Here is a 19,585-nt window from a genome sequence, read left to right on the forward strand (position 1 = left end):
GACCTTCTTCTCCTCTTATCCAATGTCGAAGTGCTCCATCTTCGCACCAGCGTAGGTACCTGGGTTCTCCGTAGCCTTCACCATGACGTACTTCAGTTTCCCAGCTTCCAAGGCATCGGAGATCTCGTTCGCGATGTCGAGGTTCGTCACTGGATTGCCTGCGCTGTCCCGCACCACGTTCCCAGCGCTGTCTCGCGCGATGAGCCCCGAGTTCCTCTCCATCTGGAAAAGGATCGTCTCGATGTACGGTCGCGTGCCCTGCTGAACCATCCAGCCCTCCGCATCGCCGGCTCCCTTACGCCAGATCGGATTGGCCTTCGGCGCCTTGGCCTCGGCGATGACGAGCGTTCCGTCGTCGAGCCTGTACAGCTGATCGAACATGTTCGCGCCGTTGGGTGTCTTCGGCAAATCGATCCACTGGGCGTCCGTGAAAGCCTTAGGGATGACGTGCCGCATGGCCGCCTGCTCGCCGAGTGCCTCGGCTATCGAGCTGTTGTTGGGTCTTCCGGGCATCTGGGCGTCGAATGCGGCTTGCGCCTTGTTGAGCTCCGCCAGGTACTTGGCGGAGGGATCCTCCTTGAACGCCCGCTCGGCATTGGTCAGGGCGTTGGAGACCTTGCGGTTCGATGCCGCTTCGTCGAGGTGGCCCATCTCGCCGTCCGGAACCGAATCGCGCGTGAACGGACTCTTGGGGTCGAGCGTGCTCTTCGCGCCTGGCTTCGGGGGCAGCGAGTCCTTGGCTATCCAGTTGCCATCCGAGTCCTTGGCCAGGATCGGCAGCTCATCCCCGTTCTCGTCGAGCGTCTTGATGCTCTTGCGGTGGCCGTCGGAGCGGTAGTTCTTCTCGAACCAAGTCTGGTCCGGATCGTTCGCCTTCTTGATCTGCTCCGCGATGACCTTCTTCTGCTCTTCGGGAGTTCGTTCCCGAGCAGATGGTTGCCCATCGTCGGCAGCTCCCGCGCCGTTGTCTGCTTGACTGCCCGGCGTGGCTGCGCCATCACCGACGCGGCCGAAATCGTCCGGCAGTCCGTTTCCAGCCCCGGCCCCTCGGCCACTGGGCGGTTGGGATCCGCCGGATGAACCGCGGGTGAGATCGTCACCACTGGTGCTGTGAGGCGAACCCCCGTGGCCCGCTTCCGGCGGAACATTCTTCCCCGCAGCGGCCGCACCCTCGGGCCCACGAGCTCCGGCGCCCATCAAGGCCGGTTCCCGCTGGCCCGGCGATCCCTCGGACGCCCGCTCGGCTGCCGAGAGCTCCTCTGGTGCCGTGTCCTCGATGCGGCGGCCGTCGGCATCGACCCGGATGAACTCGCCGTCCTCGACACGGACTCTGGAGCCGTCGAACTCGAGGTCGCTGTGTACGCGCTGCAGATCGGGTGTGGCATCGGTGCCGGTGCGGACGCGGGCGGTGAGGTCGGCGACGCTGGGCAGTTTACTGATGGCCTTGCCGCCCACCGTGAGCCCGGCGGAGAGCGGGTCGGCGTAGGTGCCGATCTTCGCTCCCACTCCGGCGGCCTTGGCCGCCGCCCCGCCTTTGCCTCCCTTGGCGATAGCCCCCAGCGGTCCGGCGCCCAGTGTGAGGACGTTGAAGGTGGTGGTCCCTGCGGCCTGGACCGGGTTCTCGTCCCATTGGTCCCAGGCCACCAGGGACTTGCCGAACTCGCGGGCGGCGGCCTTCTGCTTGTTGTCCCCGGAGCTGTCGTCCGGGCCGATCGTGTGGTCCAGGGCCCAATCGATGGGGGTCATCGTGTACTGGCCGATGCCACTGACGACATCCCCGAGGTTGCTCCAGGCGTCCTTGGCCGAGCCTCCGATGCCGACCAAGGGCCCCAGCCCCTTCAGGGTGCCTACAGCGCCGTCGACGACGAAGCCGTCCCAGACGTAGTGCTTGATGTGCCGGTGGATCTCCCACGCGTGGATGGACTCGCTGACGTAGCTGCCCCAGGGGAGTTCCTTGGCCTCCTTGAGGTGGTCGGCGTCGAAGCCGTACATCACGGTCTTCTTGTTCGACTTGTGACTGCCGTCGTCCTCGATGAACCTGGGACCGCGCACGATCGCCGAAATCTTGCTCGCGGCCTGGCGCTCGGCGGCGCGGAAGGCACTCTCGGCCTCGGCCACGCCGTCCATGAGCTCGTTGTTCCGGTCGGTCTTGTCTCCGTCGTAGGTCCAGTCGTCGTCCCCCTCGACGCTGTCCACGAACTCTCCGGCCTCGCCCCGCAGCCGCTCCAGCCGCTTGGCGAGCGGGCGGGCTTCGATCGAGAAGGTCTCCAGCGCGTCGGCCACCGTCTCCAGGTCCGCTGCGAACTCGTCCGCCTTGTCCATCACCGGCTGGGTGGTCGCGAACAGGTCGTCGGCTTCCGGCGCGGTGTAGTAGGCCCCCAGCATCTGGAAACGCGAGTGCACATCGGCACCGCCGCCGCGGATGCCGGTGGCGTCACCACGCAGCCCGGAGACGTCCTTGTCGAGCTGCTCGAAGTCGCCGGTGAACCGCGGTATGCCCCCGGGCTCGATCATTTTCACTTGTCGGCGCTCTTCTTGAGGGCAGCCGCCAGGATGGCCTTCATGTCGGGTGCCTTCGCGGCCTGCTCCTGGGCGTTCTCCGCCTGCTCCAAGTCACCGGCCACGTAGAAGTTGGTGGCCTCGATCGCGCCGTTCACCGACTTGGAGGCCCGCGCGCTCAGGAAGAGCACGTCTCCCGCGGTCCTCTCCACGAACAGGGCCAGTGCCGCGCCGACCGGGCCGACGGGCGCGGCGCCGCAGTAGCCGGCACTGATCGTGCCGGCCGAGGAGGCCGCGCTCCGCACGTCCTCGCCGTACGCTTTGACGTCCTTGGCGACGTCGTCCATCGCGAGCCCCACCAGCGATGTCACCGAGTCCACCCCGGACGGCGAGATGTCCCACGCAGGCATGCCAGATCCCCTACCAATCCCCGTTTTCCGCCCCTGCTACCCCGTGGCGTCCGTCAACCGATGTTGTCGACAGCGGCCCGCGCCTTGGTGACCGTCGTCTGTGCGGTGCCGTCGTTCTTCTCCAGTGTGTCGCGTACCAGATGGATGATGTCGCGCACCTCGTTGGCGGCCTTGTTCCAGCGGACTTCCTTGCCGTGGTACTCGTCCGAGACGCCATCGGCCTGGTAGTCGGCCATCGCGGCCTTCACGGCTCGGTCGTGGTCGCCGAGGACCCGCTCCAGATGGCCGATGATGATCTGCAGTCCGCCCTGCACGTCGGACGAGGCGCCGGTGTCGTAGGAGCGGCGGTCCTGGTTTCCTGCCATGGTGGGAAGTCCCCCTGAGAACCCGAGTGGTGTGTGTGAACGGCTGGTCAGCCGGAGAAGCGGGCGGCGTCGAAGTTGGCGGAGCCCATGTTCTGGTGGGCGTTGTCGGCCTGTTCCTGGTCACCGGAGCCGAACGCGGTGTCCATCCCCGCCTGTCCGCCCAGGATCGAGGCCAGCGCGCCGTTCAGATCCTTGGTGACCTCGTCCGCACGCGACTTGAACGAGTCGAAGGTCGCCTTGCCGCTCCCGTTGAACTTGCCTTCCAACGGCTCCGCCGCCTGCACCAGCAGGTGGATCAGCGTGCCGAGATCGTCAGTGGACCCCGCGGTGCTCTTCCCCAGCACCGTGAGAGTCGTCTCTCCCATGTCGAACTTCATGACCCACCCCGTGTTCCCCGAACTGTGTGGTGCGCTGCGGTAGTTCCTCATCACGGAAACCGCACGCGTCACTTACGCCACGTAGCGCATCGAACATACTCTCCCCTGTGGAGTTGCAGGCGCAACACGGTTGGGCGCCGTGTGGCGTGATCCCGCCCACGGGCGTCGGCGCGCGTGCCCGGCAGGACGGCCGGATCCTCGCCCGACCCGACGGTGTGGTTCATGCCGTTGCGTATGTGCACGGAGCGCCGGAGCAGGCGAGTTGGACGAGGCCGGGAAGAGGCAGGGCTTCCGTGCGAGACTCGACTCATGGACATGGGCAGAGAGTCGCGCTGGGAGAAGGACGCGATGACTGTCGAGATCATGTTCGCGCTGCTCAGCGCCGCGTTTCTCGCGCTCGCCGTGTTCGGTGTCGTCCTGTTTCCCACCCTGTTCCTGGACGTGCCGCGCGGCATCCGGAAGGGGCTTCAAGTGGCCGCCGGAGTGCTGGCTCTCGTGGTGGCCGTGGGGCAGGTGGTGCGGGTGCTGTGGCGCCATGACCGACACCGGAGTGACGGGCGCTGATCGCGGTTCCGATGGTGTCAGGGTCAGGCGCCGGTTCCCCCGAGGAAACGGAGCAGCCGGAACCGGCATCCGCGCGCCCCGGTGCGGGTGGCTTTTCCCTACACCCCGGACCGCGCCGATGCCCCAGTTCACCCGGTGTCCCACCGTCCCGCAGCCGCGAGCGAGACCGGAGGGGACGCGGCGGTATGTCTGCCCGGAGCACAAGTGGCCGCGTACCGAGGTGCATGACGACGACGGCTCACCGGGATAGCGAGGACGGACATACCGCCGCGGCCCCGCCCCGAGACGCACCCGAGGCGCGACAGCAGCCACCGGCCCCTACTGGCCACCCATCGGCGCGGAGAAACGGGTGGGCGGGTGGGAAAGATCCCGACGCGAGGCGGAGAGCTGCGAAAGCCTCAGCCCTCCGCACCGCCCAGCGCTTTGAGGACCGCCGGTGCCTCCTCCGCGTGGACGCGGAGTTCCGTGCGGCCCGAAGAGGAGCGGAAGGCCACCGTCGCGCTGTCGGCCGACGTCATCTCCAGGGTGGGGGAGGTGAAGGGGATCGCGGCGCGGTGGCCCTTGCGGGGCTGCCAGAAGACGGTTGCGCCGCCCAGGAGCAGGTGGCCGTTCTCCCAGGTGTTCTCCGTGAGTTCCGCGTCCTTCAGGTCGACCGGGACGCGGACGTCCTTGCCCTGGGCCAGGCGGGCCATGCGGCGTTTTCTGAGGCGGTTCTGGACGGGGCCGACGGGGGCCAGGTAGGCGAGGGCTTCCAGGGTGACGCGGAGGAGACCTGCTAGGAGTTCGCCCATGGGGTTCGCGCCTTTCGCCCGGCTTGGTGTGTCTTGGGTGTTCTGTGATGTTACGTGGGCGAGTGCGGGTCCTCCGTCGTCAGGAGCGGGGCCAGCAGCGAGCGGGCCTGCACGTTGACGTAGTGGCCGTGCTGGGTGAGGGCGTTCAGCTGGCCGGGGGTGAGCCAGACGAAGCCCGGTGGTGGTGTCGTGGGGGCCGTGGACTCGTCCGCCTCGACGATCAGGTAGCGGCTGCGGGCGCGCAGGAACCTGCCGCCCTCCTCGGAGAGGACCGTGCCGAAGAGGACCGCCGACCGGGGGGCCGCCAGGACGGTGGAGAGGAACGGAGGCTGCCGGTCCGTGGGCAGGTGCGCGTGGTTGGCGGGGGTGCACTGGACCGTGGGGCCCAGCTCCACCGTGTCGAGGAAGCCGCCCTCCCTGCGCGCGGCGGCGAGCACGTGGCGTACGCCGCCGAAGCGCCGGGTGACGAAGGCCGTGACGCCCGTGCCGAGCGGGCGGAACAGGGGCTGGTTCCACTGCGGGACCTCGCGGCCCTCGGCGCGTACGGAGACGCCCACCACCTCGAAGTAGCGGCCCTGCTCGTGCGCGATCGACCAGCGGTCGCGGTGCCAGCCGGTGACGGTCGCCAGCGGGGTCAGCTCGGCCCGTACGTCGCGCAGCGCGCGTTCCTCGGTGAACCAGGAACGGACCTCCGTGTCGGCGTGCAGGGCCGAGGCGGACTCCGGGGCGAAGGGGAGGCAGGCGATGACGGAGCGGGAGTCCATGTTGACCACGTCGTCGTGGCGCAGGAGTTCGCCGAGCTGGCCGAGCGTGAGCCAGAAGTACCCCTCGCGGAGCGGGACGTCGGTGCCGGCGGGCACCTCGACGACCATGTTGCGGTTGGTCTTGTGGAAGAACCAGGAGCCGTGTTCCGACTGGAGCACGTCGGCCAGGACGCGGCCGCGCGAAGGCCCCCTGAAGTGCTCCAGGTAGGCGACGTCACGGCCCCGGTGCACCTTGGTGTAGTTGCTCCGGGTGGCCTGCACCGTGGGGGAGAGCTGCACAAGGCCCGCGTTGCCCGGCTCCATCTTGGCCTGCATCAGGAAGTGCAGCACCCCGTCGGACTCCCGGGCGAGCAGGCCCAGGATGCCCACCTCGGGCTGGTGGATGACGGGCTGCTCCCAGCCGTGCGGCGCCGCCCCGCCGACCTCGGCGCGCAGGCCCGCCACGGAGAAGAAGCGGCCGCTGTCGTGCGCGAGGTCGCCGGTGCCGGGCGCGAACGACCAGCCGGACAGGTCGTCGAGCGGGACCCGGTCCACGACGTAGCCGCCGGAGCGGGCCCGCGCGGCCAGCAGGTCGGGCACCCGGGCCGTACGGACCCCGGAGCCGGTGCCCTCGCGGGCGAGGACGGAGAGGGCCAGGCGGTCGGCGAGGGAGGCGTTCGCGCGGGGGCGCAGGACGGGTGCGGGCGCGGCCTCGGCAGGCGGCAGCACCTGCGGTGCGGACGTCATGCGTGCCCTCCTCGGCCCGGCAGGCCCTCGTCCGTCGACTCGCCGCGCACGTAACGGTCGAGGAGTTCGTCAGGGTAGTCCGGGCCCAGGCCGAACCCCGCCGCCTCGGGGACGAGCGAGCACATCAGACGGGTGGAGATCCGCAGCGTCTCGGGCGGTACGTCGTGGAAGCGCCGGCGCGCCCTGCGGCCGAGCCGTGCCTCGACCCCGGCGACGAGCCGCTCGGCGGGCACGGCGGTCCCCGATGCCACGTTGACGACGCGGCCGTGCACGCCGAGCGTGAGCAACCGGTCCAGTACGACGAGGAAGTGGCGCACGTCGAGGAGGTCGCGGCAGGCGCCCCGGTGCACGGCGACCTCGCCCGACCTGATCTGGCGCACCAGCGACGGCACCAGCTGTCTGGAGTTCTGCTGGGTGCCGACGAGATGGCTCAGCCGCAGCGTCAGCCAGCGGGCACCCGAGTCGGCGACGACCCGCTCCATGGCGAGCTTGTGCCTGCCGTACGCCGAGAACGGCGCGGGCGGTCCTTCCTCGCGGCCCTCGCCCTCCCTGCCGTACAGGCCGCCCGCCGCTGAGGACAGGAACACCAGGAGCCGGTCGTCCTCTTGGCACCGCCGCGCCGTACGCCGGATCAGGAGTTCCTCGCGGTGGAAGCACTCCGGCGAGGTCTCCGAGGTGTCCGACACCCCGGCCGCTACCAGCGTCGCGCACGGGGCGTCGGGGCGGGCGCCGAAGTGCAGGACCGCCTGCCGGGCGACGAAGCCGCCGCCGATGACTTCCACGCTCAGGTCGGACGGCCCGGACAGCCCGGACGTGAGGTTCTCGCTCCTCTCGCGGACGTCGTTCACACCGTGCACTCCACGCGGGCCGTTCATGCCGTTCGCGTCGATCACTTCCGCCTTCATGACGTCGCGAGCCCGCGTTCCACCGCGTCGGCCGCGGCTTCCGCGCCGCGGAATCCCCGTATCTCCTCGCGCACCGCCCCGACCCGGGCGCGGACGCCCGCGTCGGAGTGCAGCCGCGCCACCGCGGCGCGCACCGCGTCGGGGGAGACCGCGCGCAGCGGGAGCGCCCCGCCGAGGCCGAGCTCCGCCAACCGCCTCGCGTTGCCTGCCTGTTCGCGGAGCCGGGGCACGACCAGCGAGGTCACGCCGTGGTGGAGGCACTCCATCACCGTGGCCATGCCGCCGTGGTGGACGGCCAGCGATGCGCGGTCCAGGACGGCCCGTTGCGGGACCCACCGGTGTGCCGTCACGCCGTCCGGCAGCGGCCCGAGTTCCGCCGGGTCGATCCGGTCGCCGACGGCCAGCACCGCCCGCCACTCCGTACCGGCGAACCCCTCGGCCACGGTCTTGAAGAACTCCGGGTGCGCGGTGTCGATCGAGCCGAGGGTGACCAGGGCGAGCGGGCGGCCGTCGGCGGGGGGCGGTGACCAGCCGTCCGGCGCCGGCGTCGGGAGCGGGGGGAGCGCAGGGCCCGCGAAGGTGAAGTCGGGGCCCAACTCGGCGCCGCCCGGCTGGAACAGCCTCGGCGTCAGGACGAGGCCGCCCGCGAGCCGGGCGGACAGATGGGCGCGCGCGCCACCGCGCACACCGTGCTCCGCGAGGAACGCGTCGAGCCCGGCGAGGAATTCGCCGCCCACCGGGTTGGCGCCGGGCGAGCCCGGCTCGGCGAGCGACCAGTGGGTGGGCGAGGCGGTGTACGTCCACACCTGCGTGACGGGGATGTGCCACGCCGCGGCGAGCACGCTGCCCGCGCCCGCCGGGTCCTCGGTGAGGACGAGGTCGGGACGGTCCCCTTCGAGGCTCCTGGCCAGCTCGGGGAGCGTGGTGCGGGCGTCGTCGAGGTAGAGCAGGGGCAGCCGGTGCACCTCGCGCGGCCAGTCGGCCGGGTCGGTGGGCAGCGAGGAGTGGAGGAGGACGGGCGTGGCGCCCGCGGAGCGCACCAGCGGGGCGAACTCCTCCGTGGTGACGTAGCTGACCCGGTGCCCGCGGCGCGTCAACTCCGTGACCACGCCGAGGAGCGGGCTGATGTGGCTGTGCGCGGCGGCGGTGCAGACCGCCACGTGCGCCGCCGCCCGGCTAGACCCGGCCACTGCTCTCCAGGGGGTCGGCGGGGTGGGCGGGCGCGGTGGGGCCGGGCGCTTCGGCGGGCGCGGGGGCCTCATCGGCACCGGGGGCACCGGCAGGACCCGCGTCCTGCCCCGCCATCCGTACGCGCAGCTCCTCCAGGCTCCCGAGGAGGCGCGGCAGCTGCACCGGCTGGTTGCCGTCGCGCTTGCCCGTGGTCATGCTCAGGCCGGTGACCGGCGGTACGACCACCACGTTGGAGCGTTCGGCGAGCGCGGCGCGGTGGCCGCGCATCGCGGCGCTCTCCCAGCCGCCGGGCGGCAGCGCGGCGGCGAGCGCGATGGGCGCCTCGGTGCACTGGAGGGCCATCACGGCCGGGGTGTCGGCGAGGCCGAGGGCGAGGCGCGCGATGAAGTGCATTCCGGCGGGATACACCGCCACCGCGTCGGGCCAGTTCGCCAGTTCCACATGGAGTTTCCGCGCCTGCGGCTCCTCGGACCAGGCGTCCTCGAATACGACACGATTGGTGAGCACGGAAAGGCCTTCGCGCGTGACGAAGCGCTGCGCGGACCGGGTGAGGACGATCCGCAATTCCGTCTTCGGGTAACTCACCTGGAACCAGTTGATCCAGAGCGGCAGGAAACTCGCATTGGAGGATCCGGTGCCGACGAGAAGGAGTCTCTTGATTCCCGTCTCGGGCGCCTGGGTGCCGGGCATTCCCCAGTCTTCTTCACGTGGCATGCCGTACTCCGGATCTCGGGAAGGAAGGGGCGAATGCCGCCCGGGGGGACCCGGGCGGCACACGCGGATGGACCTGCGTCAGCAGCCGCACCACGAGCAGCAGCAGGAGCAGAGGATGGCCTGCGCCTCGTTGTTGTCCGTGTCGTCCTTGAGGAGCTCGTCCTCGGTCAGGGCGTCCACGTCGAGCAGGTCATCGGCGAGCAGGTCAGCGATCGGCACGACTGTCTCCTTCACTGTGCAATGAGAACCGGGGAGCGGGACAGCTCACCGGGGCCACCGCGGTAGCCGGGTGGCCGCCCTCATGATGTCCGTGGCGAATTGTGAATTCTTCAGCCGCTCACCTGGTTTCTCGGACCCCGTTCAGGTGGGAGTCCCGCCGGGACCTCCTACTCAGGTGGGAGGCCGGGAACTCAACCCCTGGATGGGGTACGGGAAAAGGTGTACGGAGCAGTCGAACCGGCCTACCAGTACGGATAATTCCTTTGCTACGGTGCGGTTCTGAATTCCCCGCAAGTGTGGCTGCGAGCACTGTCCGTCCGGAGATAGCAGGTGGAACGATGTCCCATATCGCCTTCTTCAACATTCCTGGGGCCGGTCATGTCAATCCGACCGTAGGAATCGTCGAGGAGCTCGTGGCGCGAGGGCACCGCGTCAGCTATGCCGTGACGGCGAGCCAGGGCGCGGAGGTCGCCAAGGCGGGCGCCACGCTGGTGCCGTACGAGACGACGATGAAGCGCTTCCGGGCCACCATGACCAAGCTGGAGGACAACGACCGCTTCACGACGGGCGACTTCGTCCAGGTGCTGCGCGGTCTGCTCCAGGAGACCGAGGCGCTGCACCCGGCCCTCGACCGCGCCTTCGCCGACGACCGCCCGGACCTGCTGGTCTACGACGGCCTGTCCGGCTGGACCGGCCGGCTGCTCGCGGAGAGCTGGGGCATCCCCTCGCTGCGCAGCATCCCGACGCTCGCGACGAACGAGCACTGGTCGCTCGCGAGCGACGGCGAGTACGCGTCGTTCGACGGCGAGCACGCCGGGCTCAACGAGCTGTACCGGGACATCGGCGCGATGCTGGAGCGGCTCGGCGGGGGCCTCTCCACGCAGGAGTTCTTCGCCTCCAACGACCGTGGCCCCGCGCTGGTGTTCATCCCCAAGGAGTTCCAGTACCGGTCCGAGACGTTCGCCGACGACTTCCACTTCGTGGGGCCCGGCTGGAACGAGCGCAAGCTCGACGGTGACTGGCAGCGCCGTGGGGACGGTGAACGGCCCCTGGTCATGGTCTCGTTGGGGACGATCCACAACGACGACGTGGCGTTCTTCCAGGGCTGTGTGGACGCGTTCGCCGATGCCGAGTGGGACGTGGTGATGGCGGTGGGCGGTCAGGTGGACGTGGACCGTCTGGAGCGGGTGCCCGCGCACGTCGAGGTACGGCGCCACGTGCCGCTGCTCCAAGTGCTGCGCGAGGCAGATCTGTTCGTGACGCATGCGGGGATGGGCAGCGTGATGGAGGCGCTGTCGTTCGGTGTGCCGATCGTGACGGTGCCGCAGATGGCGGAGCAGCGGGCCAACGCGGACCGCGTCGTCGAGCTGGGCGCGGGCGTGCGGTTGCGCCGCGACGAGGCGTCGGCGGGGACGCTCCGGCGCGCGGCGGAGTCGGTGATGGGTGACGCGGGGTACGCCGAGCGGGCCGGGGTGCTGCGCGGGCACATCGAGCGGTCGGGCGGGGCGACGGAGGCGGTGGACGTGATCGAGTCGCTGCTCGGTACGGGAGGCACGGGCGGTGCGGATGCCGGTGCGGATGCCGGTACCCGTGCCGAGGCCGAGGCCAAGCCCGTGCAGGCCGGAGCCGGGCGATGAGTGAGGGGCGGCGCGCGGCGCACATAGCCTTCTTCTCGCTGCCCGGCAGCGGGCACGTGAATCCCACCCTCGGCGTCGTCGAGGAGCTGGTCGCGCGCGGCCACCGCGTGAGCTTCGCGGTGACCGAGCGGTTCGCGGGCGCCGTCGAGGAGGCGGGCGCCCGGCTCGTCCCGTACGAGTCGACGATGGACGGGCTCCCCGCCAAGGACGACCCCGCCGACCGCGCGGAGCGCTTCGGCAGCGGCGACCTGGTCAGGGTCCTGCACGACCTACTGCGCGAAACCCTGGCCGTACTGGGCCCGTTGGACCGCTTCTGCGCCGAGGAACGCCCCGATCTGATCGTGTACGACGACCCGTCGGGCTGGGGCGCCCGGATCGTCGCCGCGCGCCGCGGCATCCCCGCCCTGCCGTACCGGACCACGTTCGCCGCGGGCGAGGAGTGGTCGCTGGCGCAGCGGCACACGGACGTCGACGTGACCGACCCCGAGATCATGCGGATCTACCGGGGCATCGCCAAGCTGCTCGCGCGCGTCGGCGTCGAACTCCAGCCGCAGCAGCTGATGGCGGGCAGCGACAAGGGTCCGGCGCTGGTGTTCGTGCCCCGGGAGTTCCAGTACCGGGCCGAGACCTTCGGCGACGACTTCCACTTCGTCGGGCCGTGCCTCGCCCGGCGCGACTCCGAGGGCGGCTGGCGCCGTGAGTCCTCCGAACGCCCCCTCGTGTACGTCTCGTTGGGGACCATCCACAACGGTGACCTCGCCTTTTACCAACGGTGCGTGGACGCGTTCGCCGATGCCGAGTGGGACGTGGTGATGGCGGTGGGCGGTCAGGTGGACGTGGACCGCTTGGAGCGGGTGCCCGCGCACGTGGAGGTGCGGCGCCACGCGCCCCAGCTCCAAGTGCTGCGCGAGGCGGACCTGTTCGTGACGCACGCGGGGATGGGCAGCGTGATGGAGGCGCTGTCGTTCGGTGTGCCGATGGTGACGGTGCCGCAGATGGCGGAGCAGCGGGCCAACGCGGACCGCGTCGTGGAGCTGGGGGCGGGCGTGCTGCTGGGCCGGGACGAGGTGTCGGCCGACGCGCTGCGCGCCGCCGCGCGATCGGTTCTCGACGACGCCGGGTTCGCCGAGCGGGCCGGGGCGATGCGGGGGCACATCGAGCGGTCGGGCGGCGCGGGGGCGGCGGCCGCCGTGATCGAGTCACTGCTCGCCGCCGGGCCCGTCGGGAGCGGAGCAGCCACGGCCGCTGTCGGAGCCGGGACCGCAGCTGAGACCGCAGCCCGGACCGGAGCCGGTTCCGCAGCTGGTACCGGAGCTGGGGCCGCAGCTGAGACCGGAGCCGAGACCGCAGTCGGGGCCGCAGTTGGTACCGGAGCCGGGGCCGCAGCCCGAACCGCGGCCGGAGCCACAGCCGGTTCCGCAGCCCGGACCGGAGCCGGGCGATGACCGCTCCCGCCCGGATCGACCACCCCGCCTTCTTCGGCGACCAGCACGCCTACTACGAGCAAGTCCGCGACGGCGCCCCCGGACCCCGGCTGGTCCGCAACCCGCACGGACTCGAATACTGGCTGGTCACCCGGCACGCCGACGCCAAGGCCGTGCTGCTCGACGCGCGGTTCTCCAAGGAGCCCCGGCGGGCCGCGCGCGCCCTGAGCGAGGCGGGCTATCCGGACCAGGGGCCCGGCAGCTTCTTCCTGCCCCTGGTCAACAGCGACCCGCCGGACCACACCCGGCTCCGCGCGCTCGTCTCCGGCGCGTTCACCCCGCGCCGCGTCGCCGAACTGGCCCCGCGCGTCGAGGAGATCACCCATCAGCTCCTCGACGAGATCGGCCAACCAGCCGTATCCGAAGGGGAGTCAGGGGCCGTCGACCTCATGTCGGCCTTCGCCTTCCCGCTCCCCGTGCTCGTGATCAGCGAGCTCGTCGGCGTGCCGCACCGCAGCAGGGCCGCCCTGATCGGCTGGGCCACGCGGATGCTCACCGTCTCGGGGGCCGCGGGCGGCGGGCCGGGGGAGCGGACCCGGCGGCTGAGCCTCTGGTTCGCCTCGCTGGTCGCCGCGCGGCGGCCCGGCGTCCGCACGGACGTGCCGCCGGAGGAGCAGCCGGACCTGCTGAGCGCGCTGATCGCGGCGCACCACCAGGACGAGCGGCTCTCCGACGAGGAGCTCGTCAGCCTGCTCGTGCTGCTCCTGGTGGCCGGGCACGAGACGACCACCGGCATGATCGGCAACGCGGTCGACGCCCTGCTGCGCCACCCCGGCCAGCTCGCCCGGCTGCGCGCCGAGCCCGCGCTGCTGCCGGGTGCCGTCGAGGAACTCCTGCGCTACGAGACCTCGTTGGCGCGTACGACACTGCGCGTGGCCCGCGAGGACGTCGCGGTGGCGGGCGCCGTCATCCCGGCGGGCGCCATCGTCAGCGTGTCGCTCGCCGCCGCCAACCGCGACCCGGCCGTCTGCCCCGAGCCGGGGCGCCTCGACGTCACCAGGGAGCGCGCGCCGCACCTGTCCTTCGGCCACGGCATCCACTTCTGCCTGGGCGCGCCGCTGGCCAGGCTTCAGGTGGGCACGGCGCTCGGCGCGCTCCTCGACCGCTTTCCCGGAATCGCCCTCGCCGATCCTGACCAGCCGCAGCACTGGCGGCCCGTCGGCGACATGCGCGGGCTGCTCACGCTGCCGGTGCGGCTCGCCGCGGGGACCTCCGGAGCGAGCGCATGACCGAGCCCACCGGAGCGGCCGCATGATCGAAGTACGGTCCCTGCACAAGCGGTTCGGCGCGACGCCCGCGCTCGGCGGCGTCGACCTGAGCGTCGCGCCCGGCACCGTGTGCGGCCTGCTCGGGCCCAACGGCGTGGGCAAGACGACGCTGGTGCGGATCCTGGCCACCCTCGCGCGGCCGGACGCCGGCGGCGCGCGCGTCGCCGGGCACGACGTGGTGACCGAGGCCGCCGCCGTGCGCTGCCGGATCGGGCTCACCGGGCAGTACGCGTCGGTCGACGAACTCCTCAGCGGGCGCGACAACCTGGAGATGTTCGCCCGGATGTACCGGATGCGCGGCGCCGCCGTGCGCGGGCGCGCCACCGAACTCCTCGAACGCTTCGGGCTCCAGGACGCGGCCCGGCGCCCCGTGCGCACCTACTCCGGCGGCATGCGGCGCAGGCTCGACCTCGCGGTCAGCCTGATCGTCTCGCCCGCCGTGGTCTTCCTCGACGAGCCGACCACCGGCCTGGACCCGGAGAGCCGCGGTGAACTCTGGGACAGCGTGCGGGACATGGTGCGCGGCGGCACCACCGTGCTGCTCACCACGCAGTATCTGGAGGAGGCCGACCACCTCGCCGACCGCATCGCCGTGCTCGCCAACCCCGACGGGGGAGGCGGCCGGGTCGTCGCCGACGGCACGCCCGACGAGCTGAAGGCGTCGCTGGGCACCGAGCACATCGACCTGACGGTCCGCGACGCCCGCCAACTGGAGCTCGCGGCAGGCGTGTTGGAGCGAGCGGGCGGCGGCCGGCGCGCCGAGCTCAGGACCGAACTGCGCAGGGTGACCGTCGCCGCGGGCACCGGCGACGCCCCGGGGCGCGGCACCGCCGTGCTCGCCGCGGCGCTGCACGACCTCGCGGCCGCGGGCGTCGAGGTCGAGGACCTCGCGCTGCGCCGTCCCACCCTCGACGAGGTCTTCCTGCGGCTGCTCGGCGACGCGCGCCGCACCCAGGAGGTGGCACGGTGAACCGCACCGCAGTCGACGACCGGGCGCCCGCCGCGCCGCGCCCCGCGCTCGCCCCGCCACCCCCGGCCATCAGCGCCGACGAACCTTGGTACGTCCGGCTCCGCTGGTGCGCGGGCGACGCCGCGACCGTCACCCGGCGCTATCTCATCCAGCTGCGCGGCGCCCCCGAGCGCGCCGTCATGGCGCTGCTCCTGCCGCTCGTCTTCACCGTGCTGTTCGTGTACGTGCTCGGCAGCAACATGCAGTCCCCGGGCGGGAGTTCGTACGTCGACTTCCTGCTGCCCGGCATGCTCGCGCAGATGACCGTCTTCGGTGTCTCCGCGAGCGCGGGCGTCGTGGTCGAGGACAAGGAGAAGGGGGTCATCGACCGCTTCCACTCGCTGCCGATGAGCCGCGCCGGCGTACCCGTGGGGCAGTCGGTCGCCGAGATCATCGGCGGCGCGATCAGCCTGCTCGTCATGGCGGGCTGCGGACTCCTCGTCGGCTGGCGCCCCGACGGCTCGGCGGCCGGGATCACCGGGGGCTTCCTGCTCCTGGTCCTCGCCCGCTACGCCTTCAGCTGGCTGGGCATCTGGCTGGGCCTGGTGGTCCGCTCCCGCGCGGTCACCGACCTCATCGGCATGCTGACGTTCCCGCTCACCATGGTCTCCAACATCTTCGTACCGGCCGACGGGATGACGCCCGCGCTGCGCCTGGTCGCCGAGTGGAACCCGGTGAGCGCGATCGTCTCCGCGGCCAGGGGACTCTTCGGCGACCCCATGGCCGTGCCGCCCGACGCCGCCTGGCCGACCGCCCACCCCGTCGCCGCCGCGCTCGGCTGGTGCGCGGTGCTGCTCGCCGTCTTCGGGCCGCTCGCGGTGCGCGCCTTCCACACCCCGCGGTACTGAACGGAGCACGTCATGGCACACATCGGCTTCTTCAACATCCCCGGCTTCGGGCACGTCAACGTCACCCAGGGCCTGGTGGCCGAACTCGTCGCCCGCGGGCACCGGGTGAGCTACGCCGTGCCCGCCGCGTACGGGGCCGAGATCGAGCGCGCGGGCGCCCGCCTGGTGCCGTACGAGACCACGCTCACCGATCCCCGGGCCACCCTCGCGGCGACCGCGGACCCGGACCGGCTCACCACCGTCGACTACGTCCACAACCTGCGCGGACTGACCCGCGAGACCCGCGCGATCGTGCCGCCGCTGCGCGCCGCGTTCCGCGCCGATCCGCCCGACCTGATGCTCTACGACGGGGTCCTCGGCTGGGCGGGACGCGTCCTTGCCGACGGGCTCGGGGTGCCCGCGATCCGCTGCGTGCCGACGATGGCGGTCAACGAGCACTGGTCCCTCGCCGCTGCCGGGTACGCCCGGTTTGATCCCTCGGACCCCGAACTCGCCGCCGTCTTCCGGGAGATGGGCGCCCTCTTCACGGAACTCGACGCGATGGGGGCGGCGCGGGACTTCTTCGGGGGAGGCGACGGGGAAGCGCCGGGACCCCGCGCCGAGACCCTGGTGTTCCTGCCGCGCGCCCTCCAGTGCGCCGGAGACACCTTCGACACGAGCCACCACTTCGTAGGACCCTGCGCCGCGCCCCGCACCCTCGACGGCGACTGGACGCCGCCCGGCGACGGACGCCCCGTCGTCCTCGTGTCGCTCGGCACCGTGCAGAGCGGCAGGCCCGGCTTCTTCCGCGACTGCGTCGAGGCGCTGCGCGACACCGACTGGCACGTGGTGATGGCCGTCGGCGCGCACGACCCGGACGGGCTCGGGCCCCTTCCGCCGCACATCGAGGCGCACGTCCACGTGCCCCAGCAGGCGGTCCTGCGGCACGCCGACGCGTTCGTCACGCACGCCGGGATGGGCAGCGTCCTGGAGGCGCTGAGCAGTGCGGTGCCCATGGTCACCGTCCCGCAGATGGGGGAGCAGCGGGCCAACGCGGACCGCCTCGCGGAGCTCGGCATCGGCGTCCCGCTGCACCGTGACGCGCTCGACCCCGCCGTACTGCGCGACGCGGTCGCCAGGCTGCTCGGCGACCCGGTGGCGCAGGAGCGCGCCCGCGCCATGCGCGAGCAGATCCGCGCCGCCGGGGGCCCCGCGCGGGCCGCGGACATCGTGGAACGCCGACTGCCCGTCGCGCACACCGCACACGCCGCGCCCGTCGCGCACACCGCGCCCGCCCGTACGCGAACGGAAGGAGAGTCGTGAAAGCGCTCGTACTGGCGGGAGGCGCGGGGACGCGGCTGCGGCCGATTACCCACACCTCCGCCAAACAGCTGGTGCCCATCGCCAACAAGCCCGTGCTCCACTACGGCCTCGAAGCCATCGCGGACGCCGGGATCAAGGAGGTCGGCATCGTCGTCGGCGACACCGCCGCCGAGATCGAACGGGCCGTCGGCGACGGCTCCGCCTTCGGCCTCGACGTGACGTACCTGCCGCAGGAGAGCCCGCTCGGCCTCGCGCACGCGGTGCTTATCGCCCGGGACTTCCTCGGCGACGACGACTTCCTGATGTACCTCGGGGACAACTTCATCCTCGGCGGCATCACCCCGCTCGTGGACGGCTTCCGCGCCGAGCGGCCCGACGCGCAGATCCTCCTGACCCGGGTGGCCGACCCCAGCGCGTACGGCGTCGTCACGCTCTCGGAGACCGGCCGGGTCACCGGCCTAGAGGAGAAGCCGGAGCGGCCCAAGAGCGATCTGGCGATCGTCGGTGTCTACCTCTTCACCCCGCTCGTCCACCGCGCCGTACGCGCCATCGCCCCCTCGGAACGCGGCGAGCTGGAGATCACCGACGCCATCGAGTGGCTGATCGACGAGGGCAGGGACGTGCGCCCCGCCATGATCAGCGGCTACTGGAAGGACACCGGCAGCGCCGCCGACATGCTGGAGGCCAACCGGCAGGTCCTCGAACAGCTGGAGCCGTGCGTCGAGGGCGTGGTGAGCGACGACAGCGAACTCATCGGCCGGGTACGGATCGGTCCCGGCGCCGAGGTGCGCGGCTCGCGCATCGTCGGACCCGCCCTGATCGGCGCCGGGTCCCGCGTCGTCAACTCCTATGTGGGGCCCTCGACCTCCATCGCCGAGAACTGCCGCATCGAGGACAGCGAGATCGAGTTCTCCATCGTCCTCGGCGACTCCTCGATCACCGGGGTGCGCCGCATCGACGCCTCGCTGATCGGCTGCCACGTCGAAGTCGCCCCCGCCCCACGCCGCCCCGCAGCCCACCGCTTCATGCTGGGTGATCACAGCAAGGTGCACATCACGTCATGACCGTTCCGTACCTCGTCACCGGCGCCGCCGGATTCATCGGCTCGCACTTCGTCCACGACCTGCTCGGCCCCGGCTCGCCCGCCGACGCCGACGTGACCGTCCTCGACGCGCTGACCTACGCGGGCGACCGGGCCCGCCTCGGTGCGCTCGCCGACGACCCCCGGCTGCGCTTCGTGCACGGCGACATCACCGACGCGGCGCTCGTACGACGGCTGATCGGGCCCGGCACGGTGATCGTCAACTTCGCCGCGGAGACCCACGTCGACCGGTCGATCGCCGACTCGGGCGCGTTCGTGCGCAGCAACGTGCTCGGCACCCACACCCTCCTGGAGGCGGCGCGCGCGGCGGGGGCGGGCACCTTCCTGCACGTGTCCACGGACGAGGTGTACGGCTCCATCGACCACGGCGCCTGGACCGAGCAGTCGCCGCCCGACCCGAACTCGCCGTACGCCGCGTCCAAGGCCTCCGCCGACCTGCTGGCCCTCTCCTACGCGCGTACCCACGGCCTCGACGTCCGCATCACCCGGTGCAGCAACAACTACGGCTCGCGCCAGCACCCGGAGAAGCTCATCCCGCACTTCGTGACGACGCTGCTCGACGGCGGCTCAGTGCCGCTGTACGGGGACGGCGGCAACATCCGCGACTGGCTGCACGTCAGCGACCACTGCCGGGCGATCCGCCTGGTCGTCGAGCGCGGCGCGCCCGGCGAGGTCTACAACGTCGGCGGCGGCACCCAGCTCACCAACCGCGAGCTCACCGGCATGCTGCTCGACGCGTGCGGCGCCGACTGGAGCGCGGTGCGCCGCGTCGAGGACCGCAAGGCCCACGACCGCCGCTACTGCGTGGACGACACCAAGCTGCGCGGCCTCGGCTACCGCCCCCGCGTCCCCTTCGCGCAGGGCCTGGCCGAGACCATCGACTGGTACCGGGCGCGGCACGCCACCGCGCGGGCGGCCGACGCGTTCGACCCGGCCGACGCCCTCGACGCGGCGGGCGCACGATGAACGCGGAGAGCGCGCTGACCTCGCCGCAGCTCGGCGAGCGGCGCCTGGTGGAGGACGACTGCGACGCGGTCGGGGCCCGTTACGACGGGCGGCTCACCGGCACCTTCGGCGCGCTGTCCACCGTCAGCTTCTACCCGGCCCACCACCTCGCGATGGGGGAGGGCGGCCGCGTCCTCACCTCCGACCTCCAGGCGGCGCTCGGCCTCTCCCAACTCGCCGAGCCGGACGCCTTCGTGGCCGCCCGCAGGCGCAACTGGACGCGGCTGCGGCAGAGCCTGGACGGCGCGCCGCACCGGATCTCCGGCGGGCTCACCCACAGCGACATCGTCACGTCCGGGACCTTCTGGGCCGGCGTCTACCCGGGCCTGACCGACGAGATGCCCGACCACACCGCCGCCACCTTCAAGGAATTCCTCGCCGCCCGGGGCTGACCCGCCCCGCACC

Annotated in this window: 19 protein-coding genes and 1 pseudogene; 10 read left to right on the forward strand and 10 right to left on the reverse strand. The window is 71.8% G+C overall.

Translation table 11 applies throughout. The annotated features are described in order from the left end of the window. Positions 1-15: 15 nt before the first annotated feature. From ACIO9J_RS18690 to ACIO9J_RS18705, 4 genes are read right to left on the reverse strand one after another with little or no spacing between them, the layout of a single operon-like run. Complete coding sequence (locus tag ACIO9J_RS18690) at positions 16-2,520, reverse strand: hypothetical protein (RefSeq protein ID WP_402000143.1); 2,505 nt, start codon at positions 2,518-2,520, stop codon at positions 16-18. Further along, complete coding sequence (locus tag ACIO9J_RS18695) at positions 2,517-2,909, reverse strand: DUF6507 family protein (protein WP_402000146.1); 393 nt, start codon at positions 2,907-2,909, stop codon at positions 2,517-2,519. The genes ACIO9J_RS18690 and ACIO9J_RS18695 overlap by 4 nt, the downstream gene beginning before the upstream one ends. A gap of 53 nt (positions 2,910-2,962) precedes the next feature. Next, positions 2,963-3,274 carry a pore-forming ESAT-6 family protein gene (locus tag ACIO9J_RS18700; RefSeq protein WP_402000149.1) on the reverse strand — a complete coding sequence of 104 codons (312 nt, stop codon included), beginning with the start codon at positions 3,272-3,274 and terminating at the stop codon, positions 2,963-2,965. A 47-nt stretch (positions 3,275-3,321) separates the two neighbouring features. Continuing rightward, a complete protein-coding gene (locus tag ACIO9J_RS18705) occupies positions 3,322-3,651 on the reverse strand; it encodes a hypothetical protein (RefSeq protein ID WP_402000152.1) in 330 nt (109 codons plus the stop codon). Positions 3,652-3,966: 315 nt separating this feature from the next. Here ACIO9J_RS18705 and ACIO9J_RS18710 point away from each other — a divergent pair, with 315 nt between their 5' ends. After that, a complete protein-coding gene (locus ACIO9J_RS18710) occupies positions 3,967-4,215 on the forward strand; it encodes a DUF6332 family protein (RefSeq protein WP_402001104.1) in 249 nt (82 codons plus the stop codon). Between the two features lie 398 nt (positions 4,216-4,613). Here the strand turns inward: ACIO9J_RS18710 and ACIO9J_RS18715 are convergent, their stop codons facing one another. The 6 genes from ACIO9J_RS18715 to ACIO9J_RS18740 all read right to left on the reverse strand — a co-directional run bounded on the left by ACIO9J_RS18715 (position 4,614) and on the right by ACIO9J_RS18740 (position 9,525). Beyond that, positions 4,614-5,006, reverse strand: coding sequence for a hypothetical protein (locus ACIO9J_RS18715; RefSeq protein WP_402000155.1), 393 nt, complete (start codon positions 5,004-5,006; stop codon positions 4,614-4,616). Between the two features lie 50 nt (positions 5,007-5,056). After that, positions 5,057-6,496, reverse strand: coding sequence for an NDP-hexose 2,3-dehydratase family protein (locus ACIO9J_RS18720; RefSeq protein WP_402000158.1), 1,440 nt, complete (start codon positions 6,494-6,496; stop codon positions 5,057-5,059). Then, a complete protein-coding gene (locus tag ACIO9J_RS18725; protein WP_402000160.1) occupies positions 6,493-7,389 on the reverse strand; it encodes an NAD-dependent epimerase/dehydratase family protein in 897 nt (298 codons plus the stop codon). The genes ACIO9J_RS18720 and ACIO9J_RS18725 overlap by 4 nt, the downstream gene beginning before the upstream one ends. A gap of 8 nt (positions 7,390-7,397) precedes the next feature. Further along, positions 7,398-8,591, reverse strand: a complete 1,194-nt coding sequence (locus ACIO9J_RS18730; RefSeq protein ID WP_402000163.1) for a macrolide family glycosyltransferase — start codon at positions 8,589-8,591, stop codon at positions 7,398-7,400. Further along, positions 8,578-9,306, reverse strand: a complete 729-nt coding sequence (locus tag ACIO9J_RS18735; RefSeq protein WP_402000166.1) for a flavoprotein — start codon at positions 9,304-9,306, stop codon at positions 8,578-8,580. The genes ACIO9J_RS18730 and ACIO9J_RS18735 overlap by 14 nt, the downstream gene beginning before the upstream one ends. Before the next feature lie 78 nt (positions 9,307-9,384). Further along, on the reverse strand, positions 9,385-9,525 hold the full coding sequence (locus ACIO9J_RS18740; RefSeq protein ID WP_157877745.1) for a hypothetical protein: 141 nt from the start codon (positions 9,523-9,525) through the stop codon (positions 9,385-9,387). A 338-nt stretch (positions 9,526-9,863) separates the two neighbouring features. On the opposite strand from ACIO9J_RS18740, the gene ACIO9J_RS18745 reads away from it, so the two are divergent. From ACIO9J_RS18745 to ACIO9J_RS18785, 9 genes and pseudogenes are all read left to right on the forward strand, one after another. Continuing rightward, the gene (locus tag ACIO9J_RS18745; RefSeq protein WP_402000169.1) at positions 9,864-11,162 is read left to right on the forward strand and encodes a macrolide family glycosyltransferase; all 1,299 of its coding nucleotides are present in this window, start codon (positions 9,864-9,866) and stop codon (positions 11,160-11,162) included. Then, positions 11,159-12,607, forward strand: a complete 1,449-nt coding sequence (locus ACIO9J_RS18750; RefSeq protein WP_402000172.1) for a macrolide family glycosyltransferase — start codon at positions 11,159-11,161, stop codon at positions 12,605-12,607. Before ACIO9J_RS18745 ends, ACIO9J_RS18750 begins: the two co-directional genes overlap by 4 nt. Next, positions 12,604-13,875: a cytochrome P450 gene (locus ACIO9J_RS18755; protein ID WP_402000175.1), complete on the forward strand. Its 1,272-nt coding sequence runs from the start codon at positions 12,604-12,606 to the stop codon at positions 13,873-13,875. Before ACIO9J_RS18750 ends, ACIO9J_RS18755 begins: the two co-directional genes overlap by 4 nt. A 22-nt stretch (positions 13,876-13,897) precedes the next feature. Beyond that, positions 13,898-14,884 (forward strand): ATP-binding cassette domain-containing protein, encoded by a 987-nt coding sequence (locus tag ACIO9J_RS18760; RefSeq protein ID WP_402000178.1) that lies wholly within the window; start codon positions 13,898-13,900, stop codon positions 14,882-14,884. After that, positions 14,881-15,771 (forward strand): ABC transporter permease, encoded by an 891-nt coding sequence (locus ACIO9J_RS18765; protein ID WP_402000181.1) that lies wholly within the window; start codon positions 14,881-14,883, stop codon positions 15,769-15,771. The genes ACIO9J_RS18760 and ACIO9J_RS18765 overlap by 4 nt, the downstream gene beginning before the upstream one ends. A 12-nt stretch (positions 15,772-15,783) precedes the next feature. Beyond that, the gene (locus ACIO9J_RS18770) at positions 15,784-17,073 is read left to right on the forward strand and encodes a macrolide family glycosyltransferase (protein ID WP_402000184.1); all 1,290 of its coding nucleotides are present in this window, start codon (positions 15,784-15,786) and stop codon (positions 17,071-17,073) included. Beyond that, positions 17,070-18,137, forward strand: a complete 1,068-nt coding sequence (locus ACIO9J_RS18775) for a glucose-1-phosphate thymidylyltransferase (RefSeq protein ID WP_402000187.1) — start codon at positions 17,070-17,072, stop codon at positions 18,135-18,137. Before ACIO9J_RS18770 ends, ACIO9J_RS18775 begins: the two co-directional genes overlap by 4 nt. Next, positions 18,134-19,141 carry a dTDP-glucose 4,6-dehydratase gene (gene rfbB, locus ACIO9J_RS18780; RefSeq protein WP_402000190.1) on the forward strand — a complete coding sequence of 336 codons (1,008 nt, stop codon included), beginning with the start codon at positions 18,134-18,136 and terminating at the stop codon, positions 19,139-19,141. The genes ACIO9J_RS18775 and rfbB overlap by 4 nt, the downstream gene beginning before the upstream one ends. Before the next feature lie 44 nt (positions 19,142-19,185). Further along, positions 19,186-19,572 (forward strand): annotated as a pseudogene (locus tag ACIO9J_RS18785) (DegT/DnrJ/EryC1/StrS family aminotransferase); the annotation flags it as partial. Between the last annotated feature and the right edge of the window lie 13 nt (positions 19,573-19,585).

This window comes from Streptomyces sp. NPDC087300, from assembly GCF_044744425.1.
Lineage (GTDB): Bacteria > Actinomycetota > Actinomycetes > Streptomycetales > Streptomycetaceae > Streptomyces.

What these genes read in the sequence shown, in the direction of transcription:
- rfbB (WP_402000190.1), top strand. Translation starts at nt 18,134, where the DNA reads ATGACCGTTCCGTACCTCGTCACCGGCGCCGCCGGATTCATCGGCTCG.
- ACIO9J_RS18750 (WP_402000172.1), top strand. Translation starts at nt 11,159, where the DNA reads ATGAGTGAGGGGCGGCGCGCGGCGCACATAGCCTTCTTCTCGCTGCCC.
- ACIO9J_RS18770 (WP_402000184.1), top strand. Translation starts at nt 15,784, where the DNA reads ATGGCACACATCGGCTTCTTCAACATCCCCGGCTTCGGGCACGTCAAC.
- ACIO9J_RS18705 (WP_402000152.1), bottom strand. Translation starts at nt 3,651, where the DNA reads ATGAAGTTCGACATGGGAGAGACGACTCTCACGGTGCTGGGGAAGAGC.
- ACIO9J_RS18720 (WP_402000158.1), bottom strand. Translation starts at nt 6,496, where the DNA reads ATGACGTCCGCACCGCAGGTGCTGCCGCCTGCCGAGGCCGCGCCCGCA.
- ACIO9J_RS18710 (WP_402001104.1), top strand. Translation starts at nt 3,967, where the DNA reads ATGGGCAGAGAGTCGCGCTGGGAGAAGGACGCGATGACTGTCGAGATC.
- ACIO9J_RS18715 (WP_402000155.1), bottom strand. Translation starts at nt 5,006, where the DNA reads ATGGGCGAACTCCTAGCAGGTCTCCTCCGCGTCACCCTGGAAGCCCTC.
- ACIO9J_RS18700 (WP_402000149.1), bottom strand. Translation starts at nt 3,274, where the DNA reads ATGGCAGGAAACCAGGACCGCCGCTCCTACGACACCGGCGCCTCGTCC.
- ACIO9J_RS18745 (WP_402000169.1), top strand. Translation starts at nt 9,864, where the DNA reads ATGTCCCATATCGCCTTCTTCAACATTCCTGGGGCCGGTCATGTCAAT.
- ACIO9J_RS18760 (WP_402000178.1), top strand. Translation starts at nt 13,898, where the DNA reads ATGATCGAAGTACGGTCCCTGCACAAGCGGTTCGGCGCGACGCCCGCG.
- ACIO9J_RS18735 (WP_402000166.1), bottom strand. Translation starts at nt 9,306, where the DNA reads ATGCCACGTGAAGAAGACTGGGGAATGCCCGGCACCCAGGCGCCCGAG.
- ACIO9J_RS18755 (WP_402000175.1), top strand. Translation starts at nt 12,604, where the DNA reads ATGACCGCTCCCGCCCGGATCGACCACCCCGCCTTCTTCGGCGACCAG.
- ACIO9J_RS18695 (WP_402000146.1), bottom strand. Translation starts at nt 2,909, where the DNA reads ATGCCTGCGTGGGACATCTCGCCGTCCGGGGTGGACTCGGTGACATCG.